Annotated in this window: 25 protein-coding genes and 1 other RNA gene; 13 read left to right on the top strand and 13 right to left on the bottom strand. The window is 61.6% G+C overall.

Annotation, left to right across the window (positions count from 1 at the left end; translation table 11 throughout):
* The first annotated feature begins 38 nt into the window (after positions 1–38).
* Together BLU46_RS17625 and BLU46_RS17620 are read left to right on the top strand one after the other, a co-directional pair.
* Complete coding sequence (locus tag BLU46_RS17625) at positions 39–710, top strand: outer membrane protein (protein ID WP_093203892.1); 672 nt, start codon at positions 39–41, stop codon at positions 708–710.
* Positions 711–869: 159 nt separating this feature from the next.
* Positions 870–2,012, top strand: coding sequence for a DegT/DnrJ/EryC1/StrS family aminotransferase (locus BLU46_RS17620; protein WP_063026393.1), 1,143 nt, complete (start codon positions 870–872; stop codon positions 2,010–2,012).
* Positions 2,013–2,051: 39 nt separating this feature from the next.
* Here BLU46_RS17620 and gcvH read toward each other — a convergent pair whose 3' ends face one another.
* The 9 genes from gcvH to BLU46_RS17575 form a co-directional block, all read right to left on the bottom strand.
* Positions 2,052–2,435, bottom strand: coding sequence for a glycine cleavage system protein GcvH (gene gcvH / locus BLU46_RS17615; protein ID WP_017476603.1), 384 nt, complete (start codon positions 2,433–2,435; stop codon positions 2,052–2,054).
* 51 nt (positions 2,436–2,486) lie between these two features.
* Positions 2,487–3,569, bottom strand: coding sequence for a glycine cleavage system aminomethyltransferase GcvT (gene gcvT, locus BLU46_RS17610; protein ID WP_063026391.1), 1,083 nt, complete (start codon positions 3,567–3,569; stop codon positions 2,487–2,489).
* A gap of 155 nt (positions 3,570–3,724) precedes the next feature.
* A complete protein-coding gene (locus tag BLU46_RS17605; RefSeq protein ID WP_093203887.1) occupies positions 3,725–5,341 on the bottom strand; it encodes an ABC transporter permease in 1,617 nt (538 codons plus the stop codon).
* Positions 5,342–5,502: 161 nt separating this feature from the next.
* Complete coding sequence (locus BLU46_RS17600; RefSeq protein WP_093203882.1) at positions 5,503–6,507, bottom strand: extracellular solute-binding protein; 1,005 nt, start codon at positions 6,505–6,507, stop codon at positions 5,503–5,505.
* A gap of 96 nt (positions 6,508–6,603) precedes the next feature.
* Entirely contained in the window at positions 6,604–7,821 is a 1,218-nt protein-coding gene (locus tag BLU46_RS17595) for a 2-octaprenyl-3-methyl-6-methoxy-1,4-benzoquinol hydroxylase (RefSeq protein WP_172834594.1), read from the bottom strand.
* Positions 7,822–7,830: 9 nt separating this feature from the next.
* Entirely contained in the window at positions 7,831–8,316 is a 486-nt protein-coding gene (locus BLU46_RS17590) for a DUF4442 domain-containing protein (RefSeq protein WP_063026385.1), read from the bottom strand.
* Positions 8,309–9,496, bottom strand: a complete 1,188-nt coding sequence (gene ubiH, locus BLU46_RS17585; RefSeq protein WP_093203873.1) for a 2-octaprenyl-6-methoxyphenyl hydroxylase — start codon at positions 9,494–9,496, stop codon at positions 8,309–8,311. The genes BLU46_RS17590 and ubiH overlap by 8 nt, the downstream gene beginning before the upstream one ends.
* Positions 9,493–10,815 (bottom strand): Xaa-Pro aminopeptidase, encoded by a 1,323-nt coding sequence (pepP, locus tag BLU46_RS17580; protein ID WP_093203868.1) that lies wholly within the window; start codon positions 10,813–10,815, stop codon positions 9,493–9,495. The genes ubiH and pepP overlap by 4 nt, the downstream gene beginning before the upstream one ends.
* A 20-nt stretch (positions 10,816–10,835) precedes the next feature.
* Positions 10,836–11,393 carry a YecA/YgfB family protein gene (locus tag BLU46_RS17575; RefSeq protein ID WP_003213952.1) on the bottom strand — a complete coding sequence of 186 codons (558 nt, stop codon included), beginning with the start codon at positions 11,391–11,393 and terminating at the stop codon, positions 10,836–10,838.
* Between the two features lie 138 nt (positions 11,394–11,531).
* On the opposite strand from BLU46_RS17575, the gene BLU46_RS17570 reads away from it, so the two are divergent.
* The 4 genes from BLU46_RS17570 to BLU46_RS17555 all read left to right on the top strand — a co-directional run bounded on the left by BLU46_RS17570 (position 11,532) and on the right by BLU46_RS17555 (position 12,950).
* Complete coding sequence (locus BLU46_RS17570) at positions 11,532–11,741, top strand: TIGR02449 family protein (protein WP_003213954.1); 210 nt, start codon at positions 11,532–11,534, stop codon at positions 11,739–11,741.
* Positions 11,738–12,055 (top strand): cell division protein ZapA, encoded by a 318-nt coding sequence (locus tag BLU46_RS17565; protein WP_003213956.1) that lies wholly within the window; start codon positions 11,738–11,740, stop codon positions 12,053–12,055. The genes BLU46_RS17570 and BLU46_RS17565 overlap by 4 nt, the downstream gene beginning before the upstream one ends.
* Before the next feature lie 30 nt (positions 12,056–12,085).
* Positions 12,086–12,264, top strand: a non-coding RNA gene (ssrS, locus tag BLU46_RS17560) — 6S RNA.
* A gap of 56 nt (positions 12,265–12,320) precedes the next feature.
* Complete coding sequence (locus tag BLU46_RS17555; RefSeq protein WP_093203865.1) at positions 12,321–12,950, top strand: 5-formyltetrahydrofolate cyclo-ligase; 630 nt, start codon at positions 12,321–12,323, stop codon at positions 12,948–12,950.
* Between the two features lie 7 nt (positions 12,951–12,957).
* Here BLU46_RS17555 and BLU46_RS33060 read toward each other — a convergent pair whose 3' ends face one another.
* The gene (locus BLU46_RS33060) at positions 12,958–13,107 is read right to left on the bottom strand and encodes a hypothetical protein (RefSeq protein WP_003213959.1); all 150 of its coding nucleotides are present in this window, start codon (positions 13,105–13,107) and stop codon (positions 12,958–12,960) included.
* A gap of 196 nt (positions 13,108–13,303) precedes the next feature.
* Here BLU46_RS33060 and BLU46_RS17545 point away from each other — a divergent pair, with 196 nt between their 5' ends.
* From BLU46_RS17545 to BLU46_RS17530, 4 genes are all read left to right on the top strand, one after another.
* Complete coding sequence (locus BLU46_RS17545; protein WP_063026375.1) at positions 13,304–13,753, top strand: EVE domain-containing protein; 450 nt, start codon at positions 13,304–13,306, stop codon at positions 13,751–13,753.
* Between the two features lie 140 nt (positions 13,754–13,893).
* Positions 13,894–14,859 (top strand): HlyD family secretion protein, encoded by a 966-nt coding sequence (locus BLU46_RS17540; RefSeq protein ID WP_063026373.1) that lies wholly within the window; start codon positions 13,894–13,896, stop codon positions 14,857–14,859.
* On the top strand, positions 14,856–17,576 hold the full coding sequence (gene rbbA / locus BLU46_RS17535) for a ribosome-associated ATPase/putative transporter RbbA (protein ID WP_093203861.1): 2,721 nt from the start codon (positions 14,856–14,858) through the stop codon (positions 17,574–17,576). Before BLU46_RS17540 ends, rbbA begins: the two co-directional genes overlap by 4 nt.
* 1 nt (position 17,577) lies before the next feature.
* A complete protein-coding gene (locus tag BLU46_RS17530) occupies positions 17,578–18,696 on the top strand; it encodes an ABC transporter permease (RefSeq protein ID WP_063026369.1) in 1,119 nt (372 codons plus the stop codon).
* 118 nt (positions 18,697–18,814) lie between these two features.
* Here the strand turns inward: BLU46_RS17530 and BLU46_RS17525 are convergent, their stop codons facing one another.
* Positions 18,815–19,222: a flagellar basal body-associated protein FliL gene (locus BLU46_RS17525; protein WP_063026367.1), complete on the bottom strand. Its 408-nt coding sequence runs from the start codon at positions 19,220–19,222 to the stop codon at positions 18,815–18,817.
* A gap of 149 nt (positions 19,223–19,371) precedes the next feature.
* Between BLU46_RS17525 and BLU46_RS17520 the strand changes: the two genes are divergently transcribed.
* The 3 genes from BLU46_RS17520 (at position 19,372) to glpT (ending at position 22,572) form a co-directional block, all read left to right on the top strand.
* Positions 19,372–20,349 (top strand): NADPH:quinone oxidoreductase family protein, encoded by a 978-nt coding sequence (locus BLU46_RS17520; RefSeq protein WP_093203856.1) that lies wholly within the window; start codon positions 19,372–19,374, stop codon positions 20,347–20,349.
* Positions 20,350–20,423: 74 nt separating this feature from the next.
* Positions 20,424–21,038 carry a hypothetical protein gene (locus BLU46_RS17515; protein ID WP_063026363.1) on the top strand — a complete coding sequence of 205 codons (615 nt, stop codon included), beginning with the start codon at positions 20,424–20,426 and terminating at the stop codon, positions 21,036–21,038.
* 196 nt (positions 21,039–21,234) lie between these two features.
* Positions 21,235–22,572, top strand: coding sequence for a glycerol-3-phosphate transporter (gene glpT / locus BLU46_RS17510; RefSeq protein ID WP_093203852.1), 1,338 nt, complete (start codon positions 21,235–21,237; stop codon positions 22,570–22,572).
* Here glpT and BLU46_RS17505 read toward each other — a convergent pair.
* Both BLU46_RS17505 and BLU46_RS17500 read right to left on the bottom strand, forming a co-directional pair.
* Complete coding sequence (locus tag BLU46_RS17505) at positions 22,569–23,222, bottom strand: gamma-glutamylcyclotransferase (RefSeq protein ID WP_076013086.1); 654 nt, start codon at positions 23,220–23,222, stop codon at positions 22,569–22,571. The two genes, glpT and BLU46_RS17505, sit on opposite strands and share 4 nt — an antisense overlap.
* Positions 23,223–23,262: 40 nt before the next feature.
* Positions 23,263–25,656 (bottom strand): TonB-dependent receptor plug domain-containing protein, encoded by a 2,394-nt coding sequence (locus BLU46_RS17500; protein WP_063026357.1) that lies wholly within the window; start codon positions 25,654–25,656, stop codon positions 23,263–23,265.
* Positions 25,657–25,827 lie beyond the last annotated feature (171 nt).

The following is a 25,827-nucleotide window of genomic DNA, read 5'->3' as shown; positions in this document are numbered from 1 at the left end:
GCAACAAGCTATCGATTCCCTTTAGACCGAGTGAATCGATGACCATGCAAAAACTCTCTTACGCCCTGATACTCGCCGCCATTGCCGCCCCGTATGCCCAGGCAGAAGGCTGGTACGGGTCGGCAAAGCTCAACAGCGCCCGCCAGAATCTCTCAAGTTCCCTGTTGACCAGCCCGCGGGTAACCCACCGGGTAGAGGCGCCTGACAGCAGCAAGACATTCACCGGTTCATTTGCCGTCGGTTATGCCTTGGCTGATGGCTGGCGCCTTGAAGGTGAATACACCACGCCCAGCCACTCGAACTTCAAATCCCATTGGGCACCGTTCAATGTCAACGTCAACAGCCTGCAGACCGACAGCCAGCGCTTGATGCTAAACGGTTATAAAAATATCCCGATCAATGAATGGCTGTCGTTCTACGGTATGGCGGGGGTGGGCCTGGCCCAAATTGACGCCAAGGGTTATCAGACCAACGAAACCCGTCGCTTCGCCAGCCATCGCCAACACAACTTCGCCTACAGCGTGGGCCTGGGGCTGGATGCCAAGGTCAGCGAAACCCTGACCCTGGGCACCGGATGGCGTTACGTGGACATGGGCCGGATCGAAACCGGCTACAACACCTTCGCCAACCGGATAAATGCCCTGGACGAACAGCTCAAAGGCAAGCTCAAGGAACAGAATGTGTTTCTTGAGGCACGCGTCGCCTTCTGACACCGATGCTGAAAATGCCGCTCCCAAGGCGGCATTTTTGTTTAAGGGGGGGACGATTCATTCACAGATGACAGGCTATATTCAGTCGAGCCGTGCAACCATGCCCGGCATTGATATGCTTTTTTCTCATCGCCTTCTGAAACGGATGCCTTCAACGTCATGAGCCAACTGCCCTTTCTGCCGTTCTCCAAGCCCACCATTGATGAAGCCACCATCTCGGCGGTGGGCGACGTACTGCGCTCCGGCTGGATCACCAGCGGGCCCAAAGTGCAGGCGTTCGAAGCGCAGCTGTCGGAATACTTTGGCGGCCGCCCGGTACGCACCTTCAACTCCGGCACCTGCACCATGGAGATCGCCTTGCGCATCGCCGGTATCGGCCCTGGGGACGAAGTCATCACCACCCCGATTTCGTGGGTAGCCACAGCCAACGTGATTCTGGAAGTCGGCGCCACGCCGGTGTTCGCCGATATCGACCCGGTAACCCGCAATATCGACTTGGCCCAGGTGGAAGCCGCGATCACGCCGCGCACCAAGGCAATCATCCCGGTATACCTGGCCGGTCTGCCGCTGGACATGCCTTTGCTCTACGCGCTGGCCAACAAGTACAACCTGCGCATCGTTGAAGATGCGGCCCAGGCCCTGGGTTCCAGCTGGGATGGTCAGCGCATTGGTGCTACCGGCGATTTCGTGTCGTTCAGCTTCCAGGCGAACAAGAACATCACGTCATCCGAAGGCGGCTGCCTGGTATTGAACAACGCTGAAGAAGCGCGCCTGGCGGAAAAATATCGCCTGCAAGGCGTTACCCGTACCGGCTTCGACGGCCTGGACGTGGATGTACTCGGTGGCAAGTTCAACATGACCGACATCGCAGCGGCCATCGGCTTGGGCCAATTTGCCCATATCGAGAAGATCACCGCTCATCGCCAGGAACTGGCGCGGCACTATTTCGAATGTTTCGGCAGTGATTTCGAAGAGCAGTACGGTGCGCAATTGCCGCCAGCAGACTTCGAAAACAGCAACTGGCACCTGTTCCAACTGGTACTGCCGGAACGCCAGGACGGTTTGCCGGCACGTGCCACGTTCATGGAGCAGATGCAGGCCCATGGCGTCGGCATTGGCTATCACTACCCGCCGATCCACCTGCTGAGCTTGTACAAGGCGCAGGGATTCAAGGAAGGCATGTTCCCGGTAGCGGAAAAAGTGGGTCGTTTGATTGTGTCGTTGCCGATGTTCACGGCGATGACGAAGGCAGATGTAGAGCGTTCTGTGGCGGCGGTCAAAGCGGTATTGAAGCGCGGATAAAACCTTTGCGGGAGCCGGTTGCCGGCTCCCGCAGCGGGATCACTCGCCGATGGCTGCCTTGTAACCGGCAGCGTCCAGCAGCTTGTCCAGCTCAGCCGGGTTGCTTGGCTTGAGCTTGAAGATCCAGGCGCCGTAAGGGTCGGAGTTCAACAGCTCTGGCTCGCCGCTCAAGGCGTCGTTCACCGCGATCACTTCGCCAGCAATTGGCGAGTAGATATCCGAAGCGGCCTTTACCGACTCAACCACACCCGCCTGCTGAGTCGCTTCAAAGACGTTGCCGACTTCAGTCAACTCGACAAACACCACATCCCCCAATGCTTCCTGGGCATGGTCCGAGATCCCGACGGTCACGGTGCCGTCAGCTTCCAGACGGGCCCATTCGTGACTTTCGGCAAAACGCAGGTCGGCAGGGATATCGCTCATAGTCTGTGTCCTCAAGAAAAAATGTCAGCGGCCATTGGCCCGCCGGAAACGTTAAATCAATGTTTTGCCATGACGCACGAAGGTCGGTTTGACCACCCGAACCGGGTACCACTTGCCGCGGATTTCCACCTCGGCCCGGTCAGCAGTCGCCGACGGCACACGCGCCAGGGCAATGGATTTGCTTAGCGTAGGAGAGAAACTACCACTGGTGATCTCTCCTTCGCCAACATTGGCGATGCGAACCACCTGATGAGCACGTAAAACCCCACGCTCCTCCAGTACCAGGCCGACCAGCTTGGACTTCACACCGGCAGCCTTTTCGGCCTCCAGGGCGGCGCGGCCGATGAAATTGCGCTCGGCCGGTTCCCAGGCGATGCTCCAGGCCATGTTGGCTGCCAGGGGCGAAACGTCCTGATGAATATCCTGACCGTAGAGGTTCATGCCGGCCTCAAGGCGCAGCGTGTCGCGGGCGCCGAGGCCGATGGGTGAAATACCTGCGCCCACCAGATCGTTGAAAAACGCCGGGGCCTGGTTGGCCGGCAGGACAATTTCCAGGCCGTCTTCGCCGGTGTAACCGGTGCGCGCAATAAACCAATCGCCGTCGGCCAGGCCTTCAAAGGGCTTGAGCTGGTGAATCAAGGTGGCGCGTGATTGGGTGACCAGCTCGGCGATCTTCTGCCGGGCATGGGGACCCTGAATAGCGAGCATGGCCAATTCTGGCCGCTCGTGGATCTGGGCCTGAAAGCTGCCGAGCCGAGCCTGCATCCAGGCCATGTCCTGGTCACGGGTGGCGGCGTTGACCACCAGCCGGTAACCGCTCTCGGTGCGGTACACGATCATGTCGTCCACCACGCCGCCCTGCTCGTTGAGCATGGCGCTGTACAACGCACGGCCACAGCCGTGCAATCGGTCAACATCATTGGCCAGCAAATGCTGGAGCCATTCCTTGGCCTGGGGGCCTGTGATATCGATCACGGTCATATGGGATACATCAAACACCCCGCAGTCACGTCGCACCTGATGGTGCTCCTCAACCTGCGAGCCGTAGTGCAAAGGCATATCCCAACCGCCAAAATCGACCATTTTCGCGCCAAGGGCGAGATGCAGGTCATACAGAGGCGTGCGCTGTCCCATGGGTTTCTCCTTCCGGGCGTGGCGAAGGTGCGGACGGTCGCCTTCGGGCCGCACGCCTTGAAATACAAGGCCTGTAGCCGCGTTCAGCAACCCGATCTGAAAGATCGACCGCACCGAATGCCGCGCATTGTAGCCTCAAGCCGTAGGACTGGCACCTAACCGATTCGTCTCGCCGAACGTCGGATCAACCCGATGACCGGTAACAGGCCCACCAACACCAGCGTCAAGGCAGGCAGCGAAGCCCGCGCCCACTCCCCTTCGCTGGTCATCTCGAAAATCCGCACCGCCAGCGTGTCCCAGCCGAACGGGCGCATCAGCAGGGTCGCCGGCATTTCCTTGAGCACATCGACAAACACCAGCAGCGCCGCGCTCAGGGTGCCCGGCAGCAAAAGCGGCAGATACACTTTGCAAAACAGTCGCGGCCCGCTGACGCCCAGGCTGCGGGCGGCTTCCGGCAAGGACGGTCGGATTCGCGCCAGGCTGTTTTCCAGCGGCCCGTAGGCCACCGCAATGAAGCGCACCAGATACGCCAGCAGTAAGGCCGACAAACTGCCCAGTAACAGCGGTTTGCCGGCGCCCCCCAGCCAGCCTGATACCGGGATCACCAGTTCACGATCCAGGTAGCTGAACGCCAACATGATCGACACCGCCAGCACCGAGCCCGGCAGCGCGTAACCCACGTTGGCCAGGCTGATGCCGGAGCGGATGGCCCGGGTGGGCGCCAAACGATGGGCGAACGCCAGCACCAGGGCCACGCTGACAGTGATCAGGGCCGCCATGCCACCCAGATAGAGGGTATGGACGATCAAGCCGGCGTAGCGCTCGTCCAGATCGAAGCGGCCACGCTGCCAGAACCAGGCCACCAGTTGCAGCATCGGAATCACAAACGCGCAGGCAAACACCAATCCGCACCAACCGCTGGCCGCCGCGGCCTTGAACCCTCGCAGGTGGTACAGCGCCTTGCCGCGAGGCCGCTCATTGCTCGGTCGGCTGGCGCCTCGGGCACGGCGCTCGCCGTACAGCACCAGCATCACCACCAGGAGCAACAGGCTGGCCAGTTGCGCCGCACTGGAGAGGCTGAAAAAGCCATACCAGGTCTTGTAGATGGCGGTGGTAAAGGTGTCGAAGTTGAACACCGAGACGGCGCCAAAATCAGCCAACGTCTCCATCAGCGCCAGGGCCACACCCGCACCGATGGCCGGGCGCGCCATGGGCAAGGCCACACGCCAGAACGCTTGCCACGGCGACTGCCCCAATACCCGCGCCGCCTCCATCAGGCCCTTGCCTTGGGCGAGAAACGCGGTGCGCGCCAGCAGGTAAACGTAGGGGTAGAACACCAGCACCAGCACGATGATCACGCCGCTGGTGGACCGTACGCGAGGCAGGCGCAGCCCCATGCCGAACCAGTCACGCAGCAGGGTTTGCACCGGACCGGAGAAGTCCAGCAAGCCAACGAAGACGAAGGCGAGCACATAGGCGGGAATCGCGAAAGGCAGCATCAACGCCCAGTCCAGCCAACGCCGGCCGGGGAATTCGCAGAGGCTGGTCAGCCAGGCCAGGCTGACGCCCAGCAGCGTGACGCCCACACCGACGCCCAGCACCAGGGTCAAGGTGTTGCCCAGCAGGCGTGGCATCTGGGTTTCCCACAGGTGGGACCAGATTTGATGGTCGATGGTCTGCCACGACAGCAACAGCACGCTCAGCGGCAGCAGCACCAGGGCGGCGACGGTGAAGACCGGCAGGTACCAGCGGCGTTGGGTGGAATGGGCCAAGGAACAGATCTCTGGGGATAATATTTTTAACTCGCCACAAAACAGTGTGGGAGCCGGGCTTGCCCGCGATGCACGCACCTCGGTGTGTCAGTCACACCGCGGTGATGCTATCGCAGGCAAGCCAGCTCCCACACTGTCTTGCGGTGTTTTTAAGCGTGTACTTAGTTCCAGCCAGCCCGATCCATCAAGCGAATAGCCTCAGCCTGACGCTTGCCCGCCACTTCCACCGGCAACGTATCGGCCACAAACTTGCCCCAGGTCGCGACTTCAGCCGACGGCGGCACGGCCAGGTTGGCCGGGAATTCCTGGTTCACATCCGCAAAGATCTTCTGCGCTTCCGGCGTGGTCATCCACTCCACCAGCGCCTTGGCTGCTTCCGGGTGCGGCGCGTGCTTGGTCAGGCCGATGCCCGAGAGATTGACGTGCACCCCACGGTCGCCCTGGTTCGGCCAGAACAGTTTCACCGCCAGGTCCGGCTTCTGCTTATGCAGGCGGCCGTAGTAGTAGGTGTTGACGATACCGACGTCGCACTGTCCGGCATTGATCGCCTCGAGCACGGCGATGTCATCGGAGAACACGTCGGTGGACAGGTTGTTGACCCAGCCCTTGACGATTTCTTCGGTCTTGGCCGCGCCGTGGGTTTCGATCAGGGTGGCGGTCAGCGACTGGTTGTAGACCTTCTTCGCAGTGCGCAGGCACAGGCGGCCTTCCCATTGCTTGTCGGCCAGGGCTTCGTAGGTGGTCAGGTCGCCCGGCTTTACGCGATCGGTGGAATAGGCGATGGTCCGCGCACGCAGGCTCAAGCCGGTCCAGGCATGGGCCGAAGAGCGGTATTGAAGGGGGATGTTCTTGTCGATCACCGCAGAGGTGAACGGTTGCAGGATGCCCATCTGCTCGGCCTGCCAGAGGTTGCCGGCATCGACGGTGAGCAGCAGGTCGGCGGTGGCGTTTTCACCTTCGGCCTTGATGCGCTGCATCAGCGGCGCTTCCTTGTCGGTGATGAACTTCACCTGCACGCCGGTCTTCTTGGTGTAGGCGTCGAACACCGGTTTGATCAGTTCGTCGATGCGCGAGGAGTAGACCACGACTTCGTCGGCCGCCTGCACGGTGGTGCTGCCGATCAGTGTGAGTGCCAGGGCAGTCAGGAGGCGCTTGGGTGCCAACATGGGTGCGGTCTCTCATTTGCGAAAAGAGGGCAAATGATAAGGACTCACATTTGGTAACGCTCGACGGAGCCGTTACCAAATGTTGCGCAGCCCCTCTCAGGTCTTGGCCAGTTCCGGCAAATCCCCGGACAAGCCCAAGGCCTGACGCACAAACAACGCTTTGGCCTCCGGCATCTGCTCAACCACCTTCAGTCCGGCATTACGCAGCCAACGCAACGGCAGCTGATCGGCCTGGAACAACCGCTCAAAGCCTTCCATCGCCGCCATCAGCGCCAGGTTGTGCGGCATGCGCCGGCGCTCGTAACGGCTGAGCACCTTCGCATCCGCCAGGCGCTCGCCACGCTCGTTGGCCGCCAGCAGTACTTCGGCCAGCACCGCCGCATCGAGGAAGCCCAGGTTCACGCCCTGCCCCGCCAACGGGTGAATGACGTGGGCTGCGTCGCCAATCAATGCCAGGCCTTCTGCCACGTAACGTTTGGCATGGCGCTGACGCAACGGCACGCACACCCGTGGATCAGCGCTTAATACTGTGCCCAAGCGCCCTTCGAAGGCGAGTTCCAGTTCACGGCAGAAGCTTTCATCGTCCAGTGCCATCAAGCGCTCGGACTCACTCGGGGTGGTCGACCAGACGATCGAGCACCAGTCTTCCTGCCCGTCCCGCACCAGCGGCAGGAACGCCAGCGGGCCGTTGTCGGTAAAACGCTGCCACGCCGTGCGCTGATGCGACTGACTGCTGCGCACACTGGTGACGATGGCGTTGTGCAAATAATCCCACTCACGGGTGGCGGTGCCGGTCAGGCGGCGCACGGCAGAGTTGGCACCGTCCGCCGCGACCACCAGCGGCGCGCGCAAGGTGCGGCCATCGGCCAGGGTCAGCAGCCAGTCATCGCCGGAGCGGCGCATCTGCTCCAGGCGCGCATTCGCCAGCAGGCCGAGGTCGCAGTCGTGCAGCCGATCGAGCAACGCATCCTGAACCACACGGTTTTCGACGATATGCCCCAGCACCTCGGCATGCACACTGGCTGCCGAGAAGTGGATCTGCCCGGTGCCGCTGCCGTCCCATACCTGCATCTCGCCGTAAGGGCTGGCACGCCGCTCGACGATGCCGTCCCACACGCCAAGGCGCTCGAGGATACGCTGGCTGGCGGCCGACAAAGCGCTGACCCGCGGCTCGAACGCAGCATGAGGGTCGAACGGTTTGACGCTCAGCGGGCTGCCGTCCAGCAGCAGCACCTGCAGGCCACTGCCCTGCAACGCCAGCGCCAGGGCGCTTCCGACCATTCCGGCCCCGACAATCAGCACATCTGCGCGCATGTCCATGCTTTAAGCCTGTCTCGCTTGCGGCTTGCGCCGCACGTAAAGGGTTTTGTCGACCCGCGCCACCAGGGTGCCGGAGCCGTCATGAATCTGCACCTTGAGCTGCGGCAAGTATTTCTCGCCGCCGGCGGTGTGCTGGCGAATCTCGTCCAGCAACCCTTGGTCGATGGAAAATTCGGCAAACACCGGGCCTTTGCCCGGCGAGATGAAATCGATGGCCGCAGCCTTGTCCCAGACAATGTAATCGCGCCCCAGATTCTCCATCAGCATCAGCATGTAGAACGGGTCGACCATCGAATACAGGCTGCCGCCAAACTGCGTGCCGACGTAATTGCGGTTGTACCAGCCCAGGCCCATGCGCACCTTGACCTCGCGAAAATCGCTGCCGATGTGCAACACCCGGACTCCGGCCCCGAGGTACGGCGGGTACAAGGTCATGATCCAGCGCAACAGCCGCGCCTTGCCCAGGCGTTGGGTCAGCCACTCACGCATCGGGACGAGTGCCCAGGCCCATGGCCTGACGCGCGAACCAGCGCTTGGCCGGCGGCAGCAGGTCCAGACCCAACAACCCCATGTTGCGGCCCAGCGCTACCAACGGTTGCGCACTGCCAAACAGACGGGTGACTTGGTCGGAGAAGCCGACGGTGAGTTTCTGGTCCATGCGCTGACGCTCGCGGTACGCCTGCAGTGTCGCCAGGTCGCCAGGGATCGCAGGCCCGGCCAGCAGCGCCTCGGCGAGCGCGTAGGCATCCCGCAGGGACAGGTTGAAGCCCTGACCGGCAATCGGGTGCAGGCTGTGGGCGGCATTACCGAGCACCGCCAGATGGGAGCGCACTTGCTCTTCGGCTTCCACAAGGGTCAGCGGGTACAAGTGACGTGCGCCGACCTGCTTGAGGGTACCCAGGCGGTAGCCGAACACGCCCTGCAATTCACTGAGGAAGCTGCGCTCGTCCAGCTCGGCCAGGCGCTTGGCGTCCATGCCGATGCGGGTCCAGACCAGCGCGCAACGGTTGTCCGGCAACGGCAGCAAGGCCATCGGCCCTTCGTCGGTGAACCGCTCGAACGCCTCGCCGTTGTGAGCTTCGCTTGGGGTGATGTTGGCGATCAGCGCACTCTGGTTGTACGGCCGCTTTTTAACGCCGATGCCCAGTTGTTCGCGCAAGCCGGAACGGCCGCCATCGGCCAGCACCGCGAGGTCGCACTCCAGCACGGTTTCGTCATTGAGGGTCAGGCGGTAGCCATCGGCAAGCGGCTCCATGCGGGTGACTTCCGCCGGGCAGCGCCAACTGACCTCCTCCTTGTCCAGGCCTTGCCACAGGCATTGGCCCAGCCAGGCGTTTTCCACCACGTAGCCGAGGGCGGGCACGCCTTCTTCCATCGCCGACAGGCGCGCAGTGGAGAAGCGGCCACGGTCCGACACATGAATCTGCTTGATCGGCTCGGCGCGACGGGAGATTTCCTGCCAGACGCCCAACCGTTGATAAATCTGCCGCGCGCCAAAAGACAGTGCCGAAGAACGCGCGTCATAGCTCGGCTGGTAACTGTCGCCGGGGGCAAACGGCTCGATCAGCACGATCTTCCAGCCACGGGCCTTGGCCCCGGCCTGCAACGCCAACGCGAGGCTGGCGCCCACCAGGCCGCCGCCGATAATCGCCAGATTGACCCGGCTCATCGGGCACCCGCCATCAGCGCTTCGATCTCGGCGACGGACTTGGGCACGCCACCGGTCAGAATTTCACAGCCTTGCTTGGTCACCACCACGTCGTCCTCGATGCGTACGCCAATGCCACGCCATTTCTTCGCCACGTTCTGGTTGTCCGGCGACACGTAAATCCCCGGCTCCACGGTCAGCGCCATGCCGACTTCCAGCACCCGCCACTCACCGCCTACCTTGTATTCGCCCACATCGTGCACATCCATCCCCAGCCAGTGGCCAGCGCGGTGCATGTAGAAGACTTTATAGGCTTCGCTGGCGATCAGCTCGTCGACGTCACCCTGCAACAATCCCAGCTTCACCAGCCCCGCAGTGATCACTTGCACCGTCGCCTCGTGGGCCTGGTTCCAATGCTTGTTCGGGGCGATTTCGGCAAAGGCGGCTTCCTGGGAAGCCAGCACGATTTCGTAAATCGCCTTTTGTTCAGCAGAGAACTTTCCGCTCACCGGCCAGGTACGGGTGATGTCGCTGGCGTAGCAGTCGATCTCGCAACCGGCGTCAATCAGTACCAGATCGCCATCCTTGAGCACCGCGTCATTCTGCTGGTAATGCAGGATGCAGCTGTTGCGCCCCGAGGCGACGATGGAGCCATAGGCCGGCATCTTCGCCCCGCCTTTGCGAAACTCGTAGTCGAGCTCCGCCTCAAGGCTGAACTCATACAACCCGGCGCGACTGGCTTGCATTGCCCGCACATGGGCCGCACAGGAAATCCGCGCCGCCTCGCGCATCACCTTCACTTCTGCCGCCGATTTATACAGGCGCATGTCGTGAAGCAGATGATCCAGGGCAACAAATTCATTCGGCGGCTGGGCGCCGAGGTGCGCTTTAGAGCGGATCACGTTGATCCACTCCATCAGGTGCCGGTCGAATTCGGCATTGCTGCCCATGGCTGAATACACCCGGTCGCGGCCTTCGATCAGGCCGGGCAGGATGTCGTCGATATCGGTAATCGGGAATGCGTCATCGGCGCCAAAATCGCGGATCGCGCCTTCGGTGCCCGCTCGCAGGCCGTCCCACAGTTCGCGCTCGGCATTGCGTTCGCGGCAGAACAGCACGTACTCGCCGTGCTGGCGGCCGGGCATCAGCACAATGACCGCTTCCGGTTCGGGGAAGCCGCTCAGGTACTGGAAGTCGCTGTCCTGGCGGTAGACGTGCTCGACGTCACGGTTGCGGATGGCCACCGCAGCCGCCGGCAGGATGGCGATGCTGTTGGGTTCCATCTGCGCCATGAGCGCCTTGCGGCGCCGGGTGTATTCCGCTTTGGGGATATGGATCATGGGCAGATGGGCTTCCTTTCTTAGTGCAGCGACGGCTTGGGTGCAGCGGGCTCAGCCGATTTACGGGTCTCGGTGAACAGCAGCAGCGGCGCGACGCGCAGGTATTCCATGACTTCCATGTAGTCGCTTTCGCCGTCTTCGGACTCTTCCAGGGCGTCTTGCACCTGGGAGATGGCGGCCAGGTCTTGCAGCACTTCCTGGGCATCGGTGCTCAGGTCCAGGCCGCCGGCGTTCACGCCGAAACCATGGAGGAAGCCTTGGCACCATTGGCCCAGCGCTGCGGCGCGCTCGGTGAGCGGCGCGTCATCGGTCGGCAGCAGCAACACGACGGTGACGTCATCACCGGTCAGCTCGCCTTTGACCATCTCTTGCAAGCCGATGAGGGCGTTGCGCACGTTCTCGGTGGGCTCGGTTTCCAGCAGCTCGGCGACGTCGGCCAGCCAGTTGTCGGCATCAAAGCCGACACCGGTGCAACTGCGACCCAGCAGCACGCCGTGCAACTCGGCAGGCGAGCAAGGATGACCGCTGGAGCTCAGCAGTTTGGAAAAAGCATCGTACGGGGAATTCTGAATAGGCATGGTGAGCTAGGCGCCAGGCGGCGCAATGTCTAGAATGAAGCGCTGTATCCTAGCATCGGCAGACGTACCAAGACTATCGAGGGCGTCAGATCGTTTATCCAGCAGTTGCCATTCATCAGACAAATCCAGTGGAACCCAATGGAAGACACCGACCTGCAAGCGCTGATGGCCAGACTCGAGCTGCTAATTAACCGGGTCGAGCAACTTAAGAGCCAAAACGGACTCCTATTAGCTCAGGAAAAGACCTGGCGCGAGGAACGCGCTCACCTCATTGAAAAAAACGAAATCGCCCGGCGTAAGGTCGAATCGATGATTTCGCGCCTGAAGGCCCTGGAGCAAGACTCATGAGTTCAAGCAATAGCGTCACCGTGCAGATTCTCGACAAAGAATATTCGATCATCTGCCCACAGGAAGAACGCAGCAACCTGGTGAGCGCTGCCCGCTACCTGGACGGCAAGATGCGTGAAATCCGCAGCAGCGGCAAAGTCATCGGCGCCGATCGCATCGCGGTGATGGCCGCCCTGAACATTACTCACGATTTACTGCATAAGCAGGAACGGCCTGACGTGCAGGCCAGCGGCTCGACGCGCGAGCAGGTGCGCGACCTGCTGGAGCGGGTTGATCTGGTACTTTCTACCGATCCAGAGCCACCCAAGGGCTGATTGCGGCGTCGGTTTCGGGTATACTCGCCCCACTCCCTGGCGTGCTTGCCAGTCGGCGATGTCCCTGAGCCGATTCGCACTACCCTGGAAGTTACACGTTGGGCTGGTGTGCATGTCCGCTAGACGGAAAGCCTTAAAGCCTACTGTTTCTTCCACCTTGAACTTTCGGGTTCAAGGGCTAAGTCGACAGCGGTTCTGTCGGGGAGCCTGATTCCCAAATCCAATGCCAGTCCTAGGACTGGCATTGTTTTATGAGCCGAAAACCATGACCGAACCTGCGCCGCTTTCCCGCCCGCAACTTCGACGCATGCTGCGCAAAGCCCGCCGCGCCCTGACGCCCAGCGAGCAACGCCAGGCCGCCCTGGGCCTGTATCGGCAACTGGCCCAGCACCCGCTGTTTCGCCGGGCCAAACACATCTCCTTGTATCTACCGACGGACGGTGAAATCGATCCGCGCCTGCTGCTGCGCGCTGCACAGCGCCGCGGCAAGGCGACGTACCTGCCGGTGCTCAGCGCGTGGCCGCGAACCAAGATGGTGTTCCAGCGCGTACGGCCCGGCGAAAAGCTGAGCCCTAACCGTTTTCGCATCCTTGAGCCACAGGTGAATGTCAGCCGGCAACGCAAGGTCTGGGCGCTGGACCTGGTGCTGTTGCCGCTGGTGGGCTTCGATGACGTGGGCGGACGGCTGGGCATGGGCGGCGGTTTCTATGACCGCAGCCTGGCCTACATGGCCCGCCGGAAATCCTGGCGCAAGCCGACGCTATTGGGCCTGGCCCATGAATGCCAGAAGGTCGAACGATTGGCGCAGGCAAGCTGGGATGTACCGCTTGAGGGCACAGTTACCGATAAGGATTGGTATATAGCAGAGACGCTACTGGAATCAGCAGCGCCTTGAAGACGGGTCAGCGCTTGAACGGTTGCGGCTGTTGCTGTGCGAGTTCAATCGGTGCGTCAGTCTTGTTCGACCACAAGCTCTGCGCATAGCCGGTGGTCACGACACCAAGACCAAACAAAATGACCAATATCCATAGTAAATCCGGTTTGCGTTTCATCGATTGCCCCCCTTCAGGCATCTTGCACACGATGACAGCAACGTTCCATAAGTAGTCCGTGCCAGCTGCGTCAAGCTCAAAACCCCGGCATTCTGCGTTAACGTGAACCAACACGCAAACCTTGACGTCAACCGACCGTCGGTTTGTCATAAAATTGCCGGACAACTTTCCCAATCGACTTTTGAGGAGCGAAAACATGGCCTATTGGCTGATGAAATCCGAGCCCGATGAACTGTCCATCAAGGGCCTGGAAAAGCTCGGCGAAGCCCGTTGGGATGGGGTGCGCAACTATCAGGCGCGTAACTTCCTGCGCGCGATGGCGGTGGGTGACCAGTTCTTCTTTTATCACTCCAGCTGCCCGGAGCCAGGGATTGCCGGCATCGGTAAAATCATCGAGGCGGCGTACCCGGACCCGACCGCGCTGGAGCCTGACAGCCATTACTTTGACGCCAAGGCCAGCCCTGAAAAAAACCCGTGGAGCGCGATCAATGTCGCCCACGTCGAGACCTTCCCAAAGGTCCTGGGGCTGGGCTATCTGAAACAGCAAACCGCCCTCGCCGAACTGCCCTTGGTGCAAAAAGGCAGCCGCCTTTCGGTGATGCCTGTCACCGCCGAGCAGTGGGCCGCCGTACTCGGCCTGCGCTGAAACAGCAGAACCCTGCGGTCACGCCCATGGCGCATGCATCTGCGCGTCAACCGGGTTAGGCTGGCGCTTCATTTGACCCGCATCAAGGGCCTTCGGGCAGGATCGGTCAAACTAGGACGCTAACGCCGCAGGATGCACCCATGTCGACGAACCACCGCACCTCCCATCTTTTCGCCATTCCATTGATTGTCTTGCTCCTGGCCGCCGGCGGCTTTGGCTATTGGCAATCCACCCAGGACCGCCTGCCCGAAGGCTTGAGCATGGGCAATGGCCGGCTGGAATCGACTGAAGTGCAGATCGCCGCCAAGATCCCTGGGCGCCTCGCCGAGGTACGGGTGGACGAAGGCGACAAGGTGCTCAAGGGCCAACTGCTGGCGCGCATGGACACCCGCACCCTGGAAGCCCAGCGCGCCCAGGCCGAAGCCGAAGTGTTGCGGGCCAAAGAGAATTTCGCCGCCGCCCAAGCCAATGTGCAACTGCGCCAGAGCGAACAACTGCTGGCCAGCCAGGAGCTCAAGCGCACCCAGGAACTGTACAAGCGCGGCTTCGCCAGCGGACAGTTGATCGACCAGCAGCAAGCCCGACAGAACACCGGCAACGCCGCCGTGGTCGCCGCCCAAGCCCAGGTCAATTCGGTGAAGGCCGCCATCGGCGCCGCCCAGGCCCAGGTCGCCCAGCTCACCAGCGAAATCGAAGACAGCAGCCTGCGGGCGCCCATCGACGGCATCATCCAGCTACGCCTGGCCGAACCCGGCGAAGTGCTCGGTGCCGGTGGCCGAGTGTTGCTGCTGATCGACCCCAACGACCAATACATGAACCTGTATCTGCCCGCTTCAGTAACCGGCGCCCTGACCGTCGGCAGCGAGGCGCGGATCGTCCTCGACGCCCTGCCGAAGCAACCGCTGCCGGCGAAAATCAGCTTTGTCGCGGCCAAGTCGCAGTTCACCCCCAAGGAAGTGGAAACCCGCGACGAGCGCCAGAAGCTGGTGTTCCGGGTCAAACTGCGCCTGACCCAACCGAGCGCCGTGCCCCAAGCCAAACCGGGCATGCCCGGCGCCGGTTACGTGCGCACCGCTGACCTGGACTGGCCGGCCAACCTGCAATGAGCGGCCTGGCGCTGCACGCCACGGGGATCAACCATCGCTACGGCAAGCAACAGGCGCTGATCGACATCGCCTTCAGTCTGCCCGCGGGCACCCGCTGCGGCCTGATCGGCCCGGACGGCGCCGGCAAGTCGAGTTTGCTGGGATTGATTGCCGGGGTTAAAAAGCTTCAGGAAGGTCAACTGGACGTGCTCGGCGGCTCCATCGAAGACCGCCGCCATCGCAACAGCCTGTACCCGCGCATCGCCTTCATGCCCCAAGGCCTGGGCGGTAACCTGTACCCCGAGCTGTCCATCAGCGAGAACATCCGCTTCTTCGCCACGCTGTTCGGCCTGTCGAAAGCCGATTGCGACCAGCGCATGCACAACCTGCTGCTGGCCACCGACCTCGCGCGCTTCGCCGAGCGCCCCGCCGGCAAACTCTCCGGCGGCATGAAACAGAAACTCGGCCTGTGCTGCGCACTGATCCACGACCCGGATTTGTTGATCCTCGACGAACCCACCACCGGCGTCGACCCGCTGTCCCGTCGGCGCTTCTGGGAGCTGGTGGAAACCGTACGCAGCGAACGCCCGCAACTGACACTGCTGGTGGCCACGGCCTACATGGAGGAAGCCGAGCAGTTCGAACACTGCCTGATGCTCGACCGCGGCAAGCTGATCGCCGACGGACTGAGCAGTGAACTGGCCGCTGCGACACCCAGCGGCAAACTGGACGAAGCCTTCACCCATTTCCAGGGCGACAGTACCCATAACAACGAACCGCTGGTGATTCCGCCACGGCAAAGCGACAACACCGACATCGCCATTGAAGCCCACGACCTGACCTTGCGCTTCGGCGATTTCACGGCGGTGGACAAGGTCAGCTTCGCCATTGGCCGGGGCGAGATCTTTGGCTTCCTCGGCTCCAACGGCTGCGGCAAGACCACCACCATGAAAGTCCTCACCGGCCTGATGCCCGCCACCGAGGGTACCGCCACGCTGCTGGGCAACCCGGTCAACGCCAAGGACCTGGCGACCCGCAAGCGCGTGGGTTTCATGTCGCAAAGCTTCTCGCTGTACGGCGAGCTCAGCGTGCGCCAGAACCTGGTGCTGCATGCGCAGTTGTTCGACCTGCCGAAGGCTGAAAGCGGCCAGCGCATTGATGAGTTGATCGAGCGTTTTGACCTGGGCGACGTTGCCGAACAGCCTTCCGGCGAGTTGCCATTGGGTTTGCGTCAGCGTTTGTCCCTGGCGGTGGCGGTGCTGCATCGCCCGGAAGTGCTGATCCTCGATGAGCCGACCTCGGGTGTCGACCCGGCCGCGCGGGATGATTTCTGGCGATTGCTGATCGAGCTGTCCCGGGAGCAGGGCGTGACGATCTTCCTGTCCACGCACTTCATGAACGAGGCCCAGCGCTGCGACCGGATCTCGCTGATGCACGCGGGTAAGGTACTGGCCTGCGACACACCAGATGCGCTGCAACAGCAATTCCATGGCGAAACCCTGGAAGCGGCGTTCGTCACCTGCCTGGAACAGGCCCAAGGCGCGCCCGAAGCGGCAACCGCGCCCACCGAAACCGTCAGCGAACCCATGACGCCGCCCGTCAGCAAACGCGGGTTCAGCCTCGCCCGCCTGTTGGCCGTGGCCAGCCGCGAAGGCAAGGAACTGCTACGGGACAAAGTGCGCATGGCCTTCGCCCTGCTGGGCGCGATTTTCATGATGGTGATCTTCGGCTACGGCATTTCCCTGGACGTGGAAAAGCTCGCCTTCGCTGTCTACGACCAGGATCAAACGCCGCAAAGCCGCGCCTACCTGGAAGCCTTTCGCAGTTCCCGTTACTTCGCCGAACAGCCGCCGATCACCGATTCCAACGAGCTGCACAAACGCCTGCAACGCTCGGAAATCAAACTGGCGCTGGAAATCCCACCGGGTTTCGGCCGTGACCTCTACGCCGGCCGCCAACCCGCCGTGGCCGCCTGGCTCGATGGCGGCATGCCGTTTCGCGCGGAAACCAGCCGCAATTATGTCGAGGCCGTGCACCAAGCCAATCTCCAACAACTGGCCGAACTGAACAGCACACCTCTCAACCAACAGGCCGCCGCCAAACTGGAAACCCGCTTTCGCTACAACCAGGACGTGGTCAGCGTGAACGCCATCGGCCCGGGCGTGATGGCGCTGATCCTCGCGTTTATTCCGGCGATGCTCACGGCCCTGGGGATCGTGCGCGAAAAGGAACTGGGCTCGATTACCAACTTCTACGCCACACCGCTGACCCGCCTGGAATTTCTGCTGGGTAAGCAGGCGCCGTACCTGGCCGTGAGCCTGATCAACCTGGGGCTGCTGGTGGCGATGAACCGCTGGCTGTTCGGCGTGCCGTTCAAAGGCAGCGGTGTGACCCTGGCCTTCGGCGGCCTGTTGTATGTGCTGGCCACCACCAGCATGGGCCTGCTGATTTCCGCATTCACCCGCACCCAGATCGCGGCGATCCTCGGCACCATGATCATCACCAGCCTGCCGACCATCCAGTTCTCCGGGCTGATCGTGCCGCGCTCGTCCCTGGAAGGCGCCGCCGCGTTGATGGGCATGCTGTTCCCGGCGGGCTACTTCCTCGACATTGCCGTGGGTACCTTTACCAAGGCGCTGGATCTGCGCCAGTTGTGGCCGCAGTGCCTGGCGCTGTTCGGGTTCTTCCTGGGGTTCACCGGGCTTAGCCTGATCATGCTCAAGAAGCAGGAGGCCTGAGATGCACAAGTTCGCCCATATCCTGCGCCTCGGCATCAAGGAACTGACCAGCCTGCGCCACGACAGCGTGTTGCTGCTGTTCCTGTTCTACGCCTTCACCGTCGCCATCTATATGCCCGCCGCCGGTTCGGTGATCGGCGTGCACAACGCGAGCGTGGCCTTTGTGGATGAGGATCACAGCGCGCTGTCCCGGCAACTGGCCGAAGCCCTGCAACCGCCGGAGTTCCAGGCCGCGGTACCATTGCCCTACGACCAGTTGGACAAGGTGATGGACAGCGGCCAGTACACCTTCGTGATCAACGTGCCGGCGAACTTCCAGGCCGACCTGTTGGCCGGGCGCCAGCCGGGGGTACAGGTCAACGTCGATGCCACGGCCATGAGCCAGGCATTCATGGGCGCCGGGTATATCGGGCGGATTTTCCAGCGGGAATTGCTGACCTATGGCGGCCAGGCTGATGCAGCCCAAAAGAGCCCTGCGCTGCTGACCACCCGGGCGCTGTTCAATACCAATCTGGAAGGTGGCTGGTTTCTCGCCGTAATCCAGATCGTCAACAACATCACCATTCTCGCCATCGTGCTGACCGGCACCGCGCTGCTGCGTGAGCGGGAACACGGCACCCTCGACCATCTGCTGGTGCTGCCACTGACGGCGCTGGAAATCATGCTGGCGAAAATCTGGAGCAACATGCTGGTGGTGGTGCTGTGCACATGGCTGTCGCTGGAGGTGGTGGTGAAAGGTTTGCTCGGTGTGCCGCTGGCCGGGTCGCTGACGTTGTTTTTGCTGGTGACGGCGTTGTACCTGTTTGCCAGCACCGCCTTGGGCATCTTCCTCGCCACCCTCGCCCGCTCGACGCCGCAGTTCGGACTGCTGGCGATCCCGGTGATTATCCCGATGCTGTTGTTGTCCGGCGGCAGCACGCCGCTGGACAGCATGCCGCAGTGGTTGCAATGGGTGATGCAGGGCTCGCCGTCGACGCACTTCGTGAGTTTGAGTGCGGCGATTCTGTTCCGGGATGCCGGCGTGAGTGTGGTGTGGCCGGACTTGTTGGCGCTGACGGGGATCGGGTTGCTGTTCTTTGCGGTGGCGTTGGCGCGGTTCAGGAAGAGCCTGGCTTCCTGAGGTGCCTGTCAGGGCCTCATCGCGAGCAAGCCCGCTCCCACATTCAACCGCATTCGCATGTTAGAACTCGGTCAAGTGTGGGAGCGGGCTTGCTCGCGAAGGGCGCGAAGCGACCGGCTTACTGGATGATCAGGTTGTTGAACAACAAATCCTCAACCTGCGGCTTGCCGGTCTCGTCGTTCATTACTTGCTGGGTCTGCTTCAGGGCTTCCTGGCGCAGTTTTTCCTTCCCATCAACGCTGCTCATAGCGTCGCTGGTTTGCTGGGTAAACAGCGCCACCAACTGGTTGCGAATCAACGCATCGTTGGCTTTGACGGCGGCCGCCGCCTCAGGGCCGGTGACACGCAGGGCGATATCCGCCTTGAATACCTTCAGCTTCGCGGTGCCATCCAGGCCGTAGTTACCGACAAACGGCGGGCTCAGGCTGATATAGCTGACCTTCGGCGCGTCGCCTTCTTTGGCTTCTTCGGCCAGGGCTGCCGTCGGCAGTGTCAGGGCCAGCATCAACAGGATCCACGCTTTCACAATTCATTCCTCAATTCGGTTGCCCAGTAGCATAACGCTAGCAGCCCTGAGCACAAGCTTATGGCGACTTATCAGGCCGGGGCATGCTCGTTGACCCGTCGCCCTGCCCACCTACACTTATCGGCCAACACGCCAAAAGGAATAGTCCGATGAAAGCTGTGCTGTGCAAAGCCTTCGGCCCCGCCGAAACCCTGGTGCTGGAAGACGTCGAAAGCCCGGCGATCAAGAAGAACGAAATCCTGTTGGACGTGCATGCCGCCGGGGTCAATTTCCCGGACACCCTGATCATCGAGGGTAAATACCAGTTCAAGCCGCCCTTCCCGTTTTCGCCGGGCGGTGAAGCGGCGGGCGTGGTCAGCCAGGTCGGTGAGAACGTCAGCCACCTGAAGGTCGGTGACCGGGTGATGGCGTTGACCGGCTGGGGCAGCTTCGCCGAGCAGGTCGCCGTGCCGGGCTACAACGTGCTGCCGATCCCGCCGAGCATGGAATTCAACACTGCCGCCGCGTTCAGCATGACCTACGGCACGTCGATGCACGCATTGAAGCAGCGGGCCAACCTGCAACCTGGGGAAACCTTGTTGGTGCTCGGTGCTTCCGGCGGTGTCGGCCTGGCCGCAGTGGAGATCGGCAAGGCCATGGGCGCCCGGGTGATCGCCGCTGCCAGCAGCGCCGACAAACTGGCGGTGGCCAAGGCGGCCGGAGCCGATGAGTTGATCAACTACAGCGAAGCCAGCCTCAAGGACGAAATCAAACGCCTGACCGGCGGCAACGGCGTGGATGTGATTTACGACCCGGTGGGCGGCGACCTGTTTGACCAGGCCGTTCGCGGCATCGCCTGGAATGGCCGGCTGCTGGTGGTGGGCTTTGCCAGCGGGCGCATTCCGGAGTTGCCGGTGAACCTGGCGCTGCTCAAGGGCGCGGCGGTGGTCGGGGTGTTCTGGGGCTCGTTTGCCCAGCGCCAGCCGCAGGACAATGCCGCCAACTTCCAGCAACTGTTCGGCTGGTTTGCCGAAGGCAAGCTGAAGCCGTTGGTGTCCCAGGTGTACCCGCTGGAGCAGGCCGCGCAGGCGATTAATGACCTCGGCCAGCGAAAGGCCGTCGGCAAGGTCGTGGTGCAGCTACGCTGACGATTGTTTCATTTTGTCCACGGGGTGCCTGGGCCCATGATCGGCCGAGGCACTATTCATTGGCAGGAAGAAAAATGGTCACACGGCTGCGCGCACTGTTTCTGGGGGTCTTGATGGTGGTGTCGGCCCAAGCCCTTGCCCATAAAGAAGACAAGGATGTACGTGGGCTGAGCAATGTGACGGTGCTGATCGTGCGCCACGCGGAAAAACCCGATGAAGGCCCGTTGCTAAGCCCCAAAGGCGAACAAAGGGCGGCAGCCTATGCCAGCTATTTCGACCCGCTGCTGTTGAACGGCATCTCCGTAGTGCCCCAGCGGCTGATCGCTACCAGCGACAGCAAGGAAAGCTCCCGCCCTCGCCTGACCCTGACACCGCTGGCCCAGCGCCTGCAACTCCCACTTGAAACACCCTACTCCGACGACCAAGTCGGCAAGCTGGTGAAGTCCCTGCGCAAGTCCAACCAGGCCCAAACCGTGCTGATCGCGTGGCACCACGGGCATATCGACAAGTTGATCGAAGCCTTTGGCGGGGACGGCCCGGCGCTCACCGGCATGAAGAAATGGCCGGAAAATGTATATGACTGGCTGATCGTGTTGCGCTTCGACGAACAGGGCCAACTGGTGGAGTCCCGCAGCCAGAAAGTCCAGGAACACCTGCTTCCGGGCGACGTGGCGGCCATCGGCCCCTGATCATTGGCCAATCTAGTTACATCCAGACACATCCAAACCTGAAAGCGCCCCTCACTTGCCTGCAAGCGACATGTTCGTAAAAGAACATGCAATTGCACTCAATTCCTATGCCCGCTGATAAGAGGCGGTGCTATTTTCGGTAACGAAACTGTAACATTCGCATCCGCAGTCAAAACAAGAAATTTGGAGCTCTTGAATGTTTGCTTTCTTCCGCCCTGCCGCACACCAGGCGCCCCTGCCTGAAGAAAAAATAGACAGCACGTACCGACGCCTGCGCTGGCAGATCTTCGCCGGTATTTTCTTCGGTTACGCCGGGTACTACCTGCTGCGCAAGAACTTCTCCCTGGCCATGCCGTACCTGATCGACGAGGGTTACACCCGTGGCCAGTTGGGCCTGGCGATGTCGGCGATTGCAATTGCCTACGGCCTGTCCAAGTTCCTCATGGGCCTGGTGTCCGACCGCTCCAACCCGCGCTACTTCCTGCCCTTCGGCCTCCTGGTGTCCGCCGGGGTGATGTTCATTTTCGGTTTCGCACCTTGGGCTACGTCCAGCGTGACCATGATGTTCATTTTGCTGTTCATCAACGGTTGGGCCCAGGGCATGGGCTGGCCGCCAAGTGGGCGGACGATGGTGCACTGGTGGTCGCAGAAGGAACGCGGCGGCGTGGTTTCCGTATGGAACGTGGCGCATAACGTCGGCGGCGGCTTGATCGGCCCGCTGTTCCTGCTGGGCATGGCGTGGTTCAACGACTGGCACGCGGCGTTCTACGTCCCGGCCACCGTGGCCCTGCTGGTGGCGGCATTTGCCTTCATCACCATGCGCGACACCCCGCAATCGGTGGGCCTGCCACCGATCGAGCAATACAAGAACGATTACCCGGAAGGCTACGACGCCAGCCACGAAGACGAATTCAGCGCCAAGGAAATCTTCGTCAAGTACGTGCTGCGCAACAAAATGCTCTGGTACATCGCCTTCGCCAACGTCTTCGTCTACCTGCTGCGCTACGGCGTACTGGACTGGGCCCCGACGTACCTCAAGGAAGCCAAGCACTTCGACGTGGATAAAACCTCGTGGGCGTACTTCTTCTACGAATGGGCAGGCATTCCGGGCACACTGCTGTGCGGCTGGATGTCGGACAAGATCTTCCGTGGCAACCGTGGCCTGACGGGCATTGTGTTCATGGGCTTGGTGACCGTCGCGACCCTGGTTTACTGGCTCAACCCGCCGGGCAACCCGATGGTCGACATGATCGCGCTGTTCTCCATCGGCTTCCTGATCTACGGCCCGGTGATGCTGATCGGCCTGCAGGCGCTGGAGCTGGCACCGAAGAAAGCCGCCGGTACTGCAGCGGGCTTCACGGGCCTGTTCGGTTACCTGGGTGGTTCGGTGGCAGCGAGTGCAGCCATGGGCTACACCGTTGACCATTTCGGCTGGGACGGTGGTTTTGTGCTGCTGATCGGCGCGTGCCTGTTGGCGATTGCGTTCCTGATCCCCACCTTGTGGCACACCAATAGCGTCAGTACCGCACGTTAATCGTCGGAACAGCCTTTGGAACACCGCTTGAGCCGCGCCTCCAGATTCTTGTCTGGCATGGCGTGGCTACGCAGGGCGTTGACGGTCTGCTCGACATAATCGCGAGTGGTCCCGTAACGCCCGCAAGCGCTTTGCAACACGTGATTCAGCACAATGTCGGGCAAATTCCCGGCGTAGCTGGGCAGGTGCCGCTCCAGTACAAATCCCAATGCCTGCACCTGGCTGCCATCTTCAAGACGGCAGGTGAGCCAGTGTGGCCGGTAGGACGGGTAAGGCATCTCGCGCTGCCACAAGGCATAAAGCGAAGCCTCCAGCTGATCTTCTGGCAAGCGGTAGGCAAACCCACTGCACGAGCCACCGCGATCCAGGCCAAACACCAACCCCGGTGTTTCCGGCGTGCCCCGGTGCTCATGGGACCACAGGTACAAGCCGCGGTGATAACCGTGGACCCGTGCCCGCATCCGTTGTGTCGACGAACATTCAGGCCGCCAGATCAGCGAACCATAAGCGAATAGCCAGACCGGCCCACCCTTATGCAAAGCCATGGTGGCTTGCATCGAGCTCATCAACTGTTCGTGAGTGAGTTGCGGCCCCAGATCGAGCCGCGGAGGGTAAGCCAATTGCAAAAGATCAGATTCAATGGCGGTCATGGCAAATCGCTTAGGTCTCCTTTGTCGTTACGAGAAGCTGTTACCAGTTGTAAGCAACTTTACCGTAATAGAACGCGCCGCTGTAACCGTACGGCGAAAAAGTGCTATAGGCCAAATTGCCACCACTGCTAGCGTAGGCATTGAGTTTTTCCGGGTACTTGTCGGTGACGTTGTCGCCGCCAACGGTGAAGGTCCAGTTTTTCAGCTTGTAGTCGGCTGACAGGTCCAACAGCCAGGCGGCCTTGAAGCTCTGGTCGTTGGCCGGGTCGGCCTGGTAGCTGGTAAATGAACCATAGCGCACCAAATTACTGTGCAGCGCCCAATTGCCGAAGCTCAGGTCGTTACCCAGGCTCAACTTGTGCTGGGGTGTGGTGTCGCCCAACAGGCCGATGCGTTCGCGACGATCCACCCGGACCAGGCTCGCACCCAGGCTATCCAGTACAGACGGGTTGGCTTTTACGTCGGTGACCTTGGTGTGGTTGTAGTTGTAGCCCACGGTGCTGTTCCAGCGCACACCGTTATCCAGCTGGTAGCGATAGTTGGCCACCAGGTCGACGCCATTGGTGGTGGTGTCGGTGGCGTTGGTGAAGTAACGCACGGTGGTGTAGTTGATGTTGCCGACGCCGTTGGCCTGCAGGTACGCCAGCGCAGCCGGGTTTTTGCTCAGGTCCAGGTTGGAGGACAGGCTGATGCGGTCGCTGATGTCGATACGGTAGACGTCGGCGGTCACGGTCAGGTTGTCGGTCGGCTCCAGCACCAGGCCGAGGCTGTAGTTGCGGGACTTCTCGGCTTTCAGGTCCTCCGCACCGAGCAGGCGCGCCACCTGGCTGTTGGCCGGGAACGTACCGGCTTCCTGGATGGTGTTGCCGATCAGCTGCGACGAGGTGTAGGCGAAGTTCTGCTGCGCCAGGGACGGCGCGCGGAAGCCGTTGGAAACACTGCCGCGCAACGCCACTTGCGGGGTGAAGTCGTAGCGCGCCGAGAGCGAGCCGCTGACGTTGGAACCAAAATCACTGTAGTCCTCATGACGCACGGCAGCCGAGGCGCTGAGTTTTTCGGTGAAGTTGGTTTCCAGGTCCAGGTACTGCGCCCAGTTATGGCGCGTGCTGGTGCCGGCGTCGGAATCACGGAAGCCACCCAGGCCCGAACTGCCGGTCTGGTAGTAGGACGCCGGGTCACCCGCCTTGATCTGATAACCCTGGTCCAGGTATTCGCCACCAAACGCTACCGACACCGGATACGGCAACCAGCCCAGGCTGAATTCCCGCGACAGGTCCAGGCTGAGTTGCTTCTGGTCATTGACCAGGGTGCCGTTGTCGAACTTGCGCGGCGTCGCCAGGCCCAGCGAAGTGTTTATGGTTTCGGTGCCGATCTGGTACTGGTTCTTGCCGTAGTTCACCGACACGTCGTAGTGCCAGTCATAGGCCAACAGGCCGCGCAGACCGACCGCCAGGGACGTGTCTTCCACGTCGCCGCGAATCAGCGGCAAGTAGCCGTTGGGGTTGAGCGCTGGAATGTTGTTACTCGCGTTGCTGGCCCGGTAGAACGCCGCCGTCTCGCCGCGGGTCTTGCTGTAGCCGCCAAACGCATAGAACTCGGCCGCATCGCTGAAGGAATATTCCGAGTTGAGAAACAGCTTGCCCTGGTCGGTGGCCGGCTCGCCCTGGCGGAACACCCGCTGGCCGTAGGTCGTCGAACCAACGCTGCCCGGACGCAGGTCCTTGCCGGCGCGGTTGGTGTAATCGTTGTCGGCGCCTTCGGCAGAGATGTTGATAAACCCGTTATCGCCCAGCGCAACACCGGTGTTGCCGCTGAGATTGCGCTGGATACCGTCGCCCTTCTTGTACTCACCGAACTTGCTGGTGATCGAGCCGCCGTGGTCGTCATGCTTGAGGATCACGTTGATCACCCCGGCAATCGCATCGGAGCCGTAACGGGCCGATGCGCCATCACGCAGCACTTCGATGTGATCCACCGCCGACAACGGGATGGCATTCAAATCCGCCGGTGCCGAGCCGCGCCCCACTGCGCCCCCGAGGTTGACGAAGGCGCTGGTGTGGCGGCGCTTGCCATTGACCAGCACCAATACCTGGTCCGGCGAAAGGCCGCGCAACTGCGCCGGGCGTACCAGTTCGGCGCCGTCTACCAGGCTCGGACGTGGAAAGTTGATGGACGGGATCAAACGAGCAAGTACCGCGCCCAATTCATCTGAGCCGGTGCTGCGCAAGGTGTCGCCTGAAATCACATCGATGGGGGACAGTGAAGCACTGGCGGTGCGCTCTTGGGCGCGGGTGCCGGTCACGATGACTGTGTCGAGTTTGGGTACATCGGCAGTGGCCGTTTCAGCGGCTGCCACTGGACTGAATCCCACAGCGGTCAGCAAATTAGCCGACAAAATCGCCGTGTACAGCAGGTGCTGCTTGTTGCTCCCCATACCGCTCCCCTTGGAATCAAAAGCCAGAACGTCAATGCTCTGAGCTCATACGATCGATCCGTGTGGCGGACGGTGGCGGTCATTTATTGGTTATTGGCAGAAAGTCGGTAGTCCGTTGTCATATAGCTTAATGATATTTATGTAACAAATTAAATACCTTTAAAGAATAAG

Source organism: Pseudomonas yamanorum, from assembly GCF_900105735.1.
Lineage (GTDB): Bacteria > Pseudomonadota > Gammaproteobacteria > Pseudomonadales > Pseudomonadaceae > Aquipseudomonas > Aquipseudomonas yamanorum.
This window is presented reverse-complemented; position numbering and strand designations above follow the sequence as displayed.

Coding starts and splice junctions, on each gene's coding strand:
- BLU46_RS17625 (WP_093203892.1), top strand. CDS start 39: ATGACCATGCAAAAACTCTCTTACGCCCTGATACTCGCCGCCATTGCC.
- BLU46_RS17620 (WP_063026393.1), top strand. CDS start 870: ATGAGCCAACTGCCCTTTCTGCCGTTCTCCAAGCCCACCATTGATGAA.
- gcvH (WP_017476603.1), bottom strand. CDS start 2,435: ATGAGCGATATCCCTGCCGACCTGCGTTTTGCCGAAAGTCACGAATGG.
- gcvT (WP_063026391.1), bottom strand. CDS start 3,569: ATGGGACAGCGCACGCCTCTGTATGACCTGCATCTCGCCCTTGGCGCG.
- BLU46_RS17600 (WP_093203882.1), bottom strand. CDS start 6,507: ATGTTGGCACCCAAGCGCCTCCTGACTGCCCTGGCACTCACACTGATC.
- BLU46_RS17595 (WP_172834594.1), bottom strand. CDS start 7,821: ATGCGCGCAGATGTGCTGATTGTCGGGGCCGGAATGGTCGGAAGCGCC.
- BLU46_RS17590 (WP_063026385.1), bottom strand. CDS start 8,316: ATGCGTGAGTGGCTGACCCAACGCCTGGGCAAGGCGCGGCTGTTGCGC.
- ubiH (WP_093203873.1), bottom strand. CDS start 9,496: ATGAGCCGGGTCAATCTGGCGATTATCGGCGGCGGCCTGGTGGGCGCC.
- pepP (WP_093203868.1), bottom strand. CDS start 10,815: ATGATCCATATCCCCAAAGCGGAATACACCCGGCGCCGCAAGGCGCTC.
- BLU46_RS17575 (WP_003213952.1), bottom strand. CDS start 11,393: ATGCCTATTCAGAATTCCCCGTACGATGCTTTTTCCAAACTGCTGAGC.
- BLU46_RS17570 (WP_003213954.1), top strand. CDS start 11,532: ATGGAAGACACCGACCTGCAAGCGCTGATGGCCAGACTCGAGCTGCTA.
- BLU46_RS17565 (WP_003213956.1), top strand. CDS start 11,738: ATGAGTTCAAGCAATAGCGTCACCGTGCAGATTCTCGACAAAGAATAT.
- BLU46_RS17555 (WP_093203865.1), top strand. CDS start 12,321: ATGACCGAACCTGCGCCGCTTTCCCGCCCGCAACTTCGACGCATGCTG.
- BLU46_RS33060 (WP_003213959.1), bottom strand. CDS start 13,107: ATGAAACGCAAACCGGATTTACTATGGATATTGGTCATTTTGTTTGGT.
- BLU46_RS17545 (WP_063026375.1), top strand. CDS start 13,304: ATGGCCTATTGGCTGATGAAATCCGAGCCCGATGAACTGTCCATCAAG.
- BLU46_RS17540 (WP_063026373.1), top strand. CDS start 13,894: ATGTCGACGAACCACCGCACCTCCCATCTTTTCGCCATTCCATTGATT.
- rbbA (WP_093203861.1), top strand. CDS start 14,856: ATGAGCGGCCTGGCGCTGCACGCCACGGGGATCAACCATCGCTACGGC.
- BLU46_RS17530 (WP_063026369.1), top strand. CDS start 17,578: ATGCACAAGTTCGCCCATATCCTGCGCCTCGGCATCAAGGAACTGACC.
- BLU46_RS17520 (WP_093203856.1), top strand. CDS start 19,372: ATGAAAGCTGTGCTGTGCAAAGCCTTCGGCCCCGCCGAAACCCTGGTG.
- BLU46_RS17515 (WP_063026363.1), top strand. CDS start 20,424: ATGGTCACACGGCTGCGCGCACTGTTTCTGGGGGTCTTGATGGTGGTG.
- glpT (WP_093203852.1), top strand. CDS start 21,235: ATGTTTGCTTTCTTCCGCCCTGCCGCACACCAGGCGCCCCTGCCTGAA.
- BLU46_RS17505 (WP_076013086.1), bottom strand. CDS start 23,222: ATGACCGCCATTGAATCTGATCTTTTGCAATTGGCTTACCCTCCGCGG.
- BLU46_RS17500 (WP_063026357.1), bottom strand. CDS start 25,656: ATGGGGAGCAACAAGCAGCACCTGCTGTACACGGCGATTTTGTCGGCT.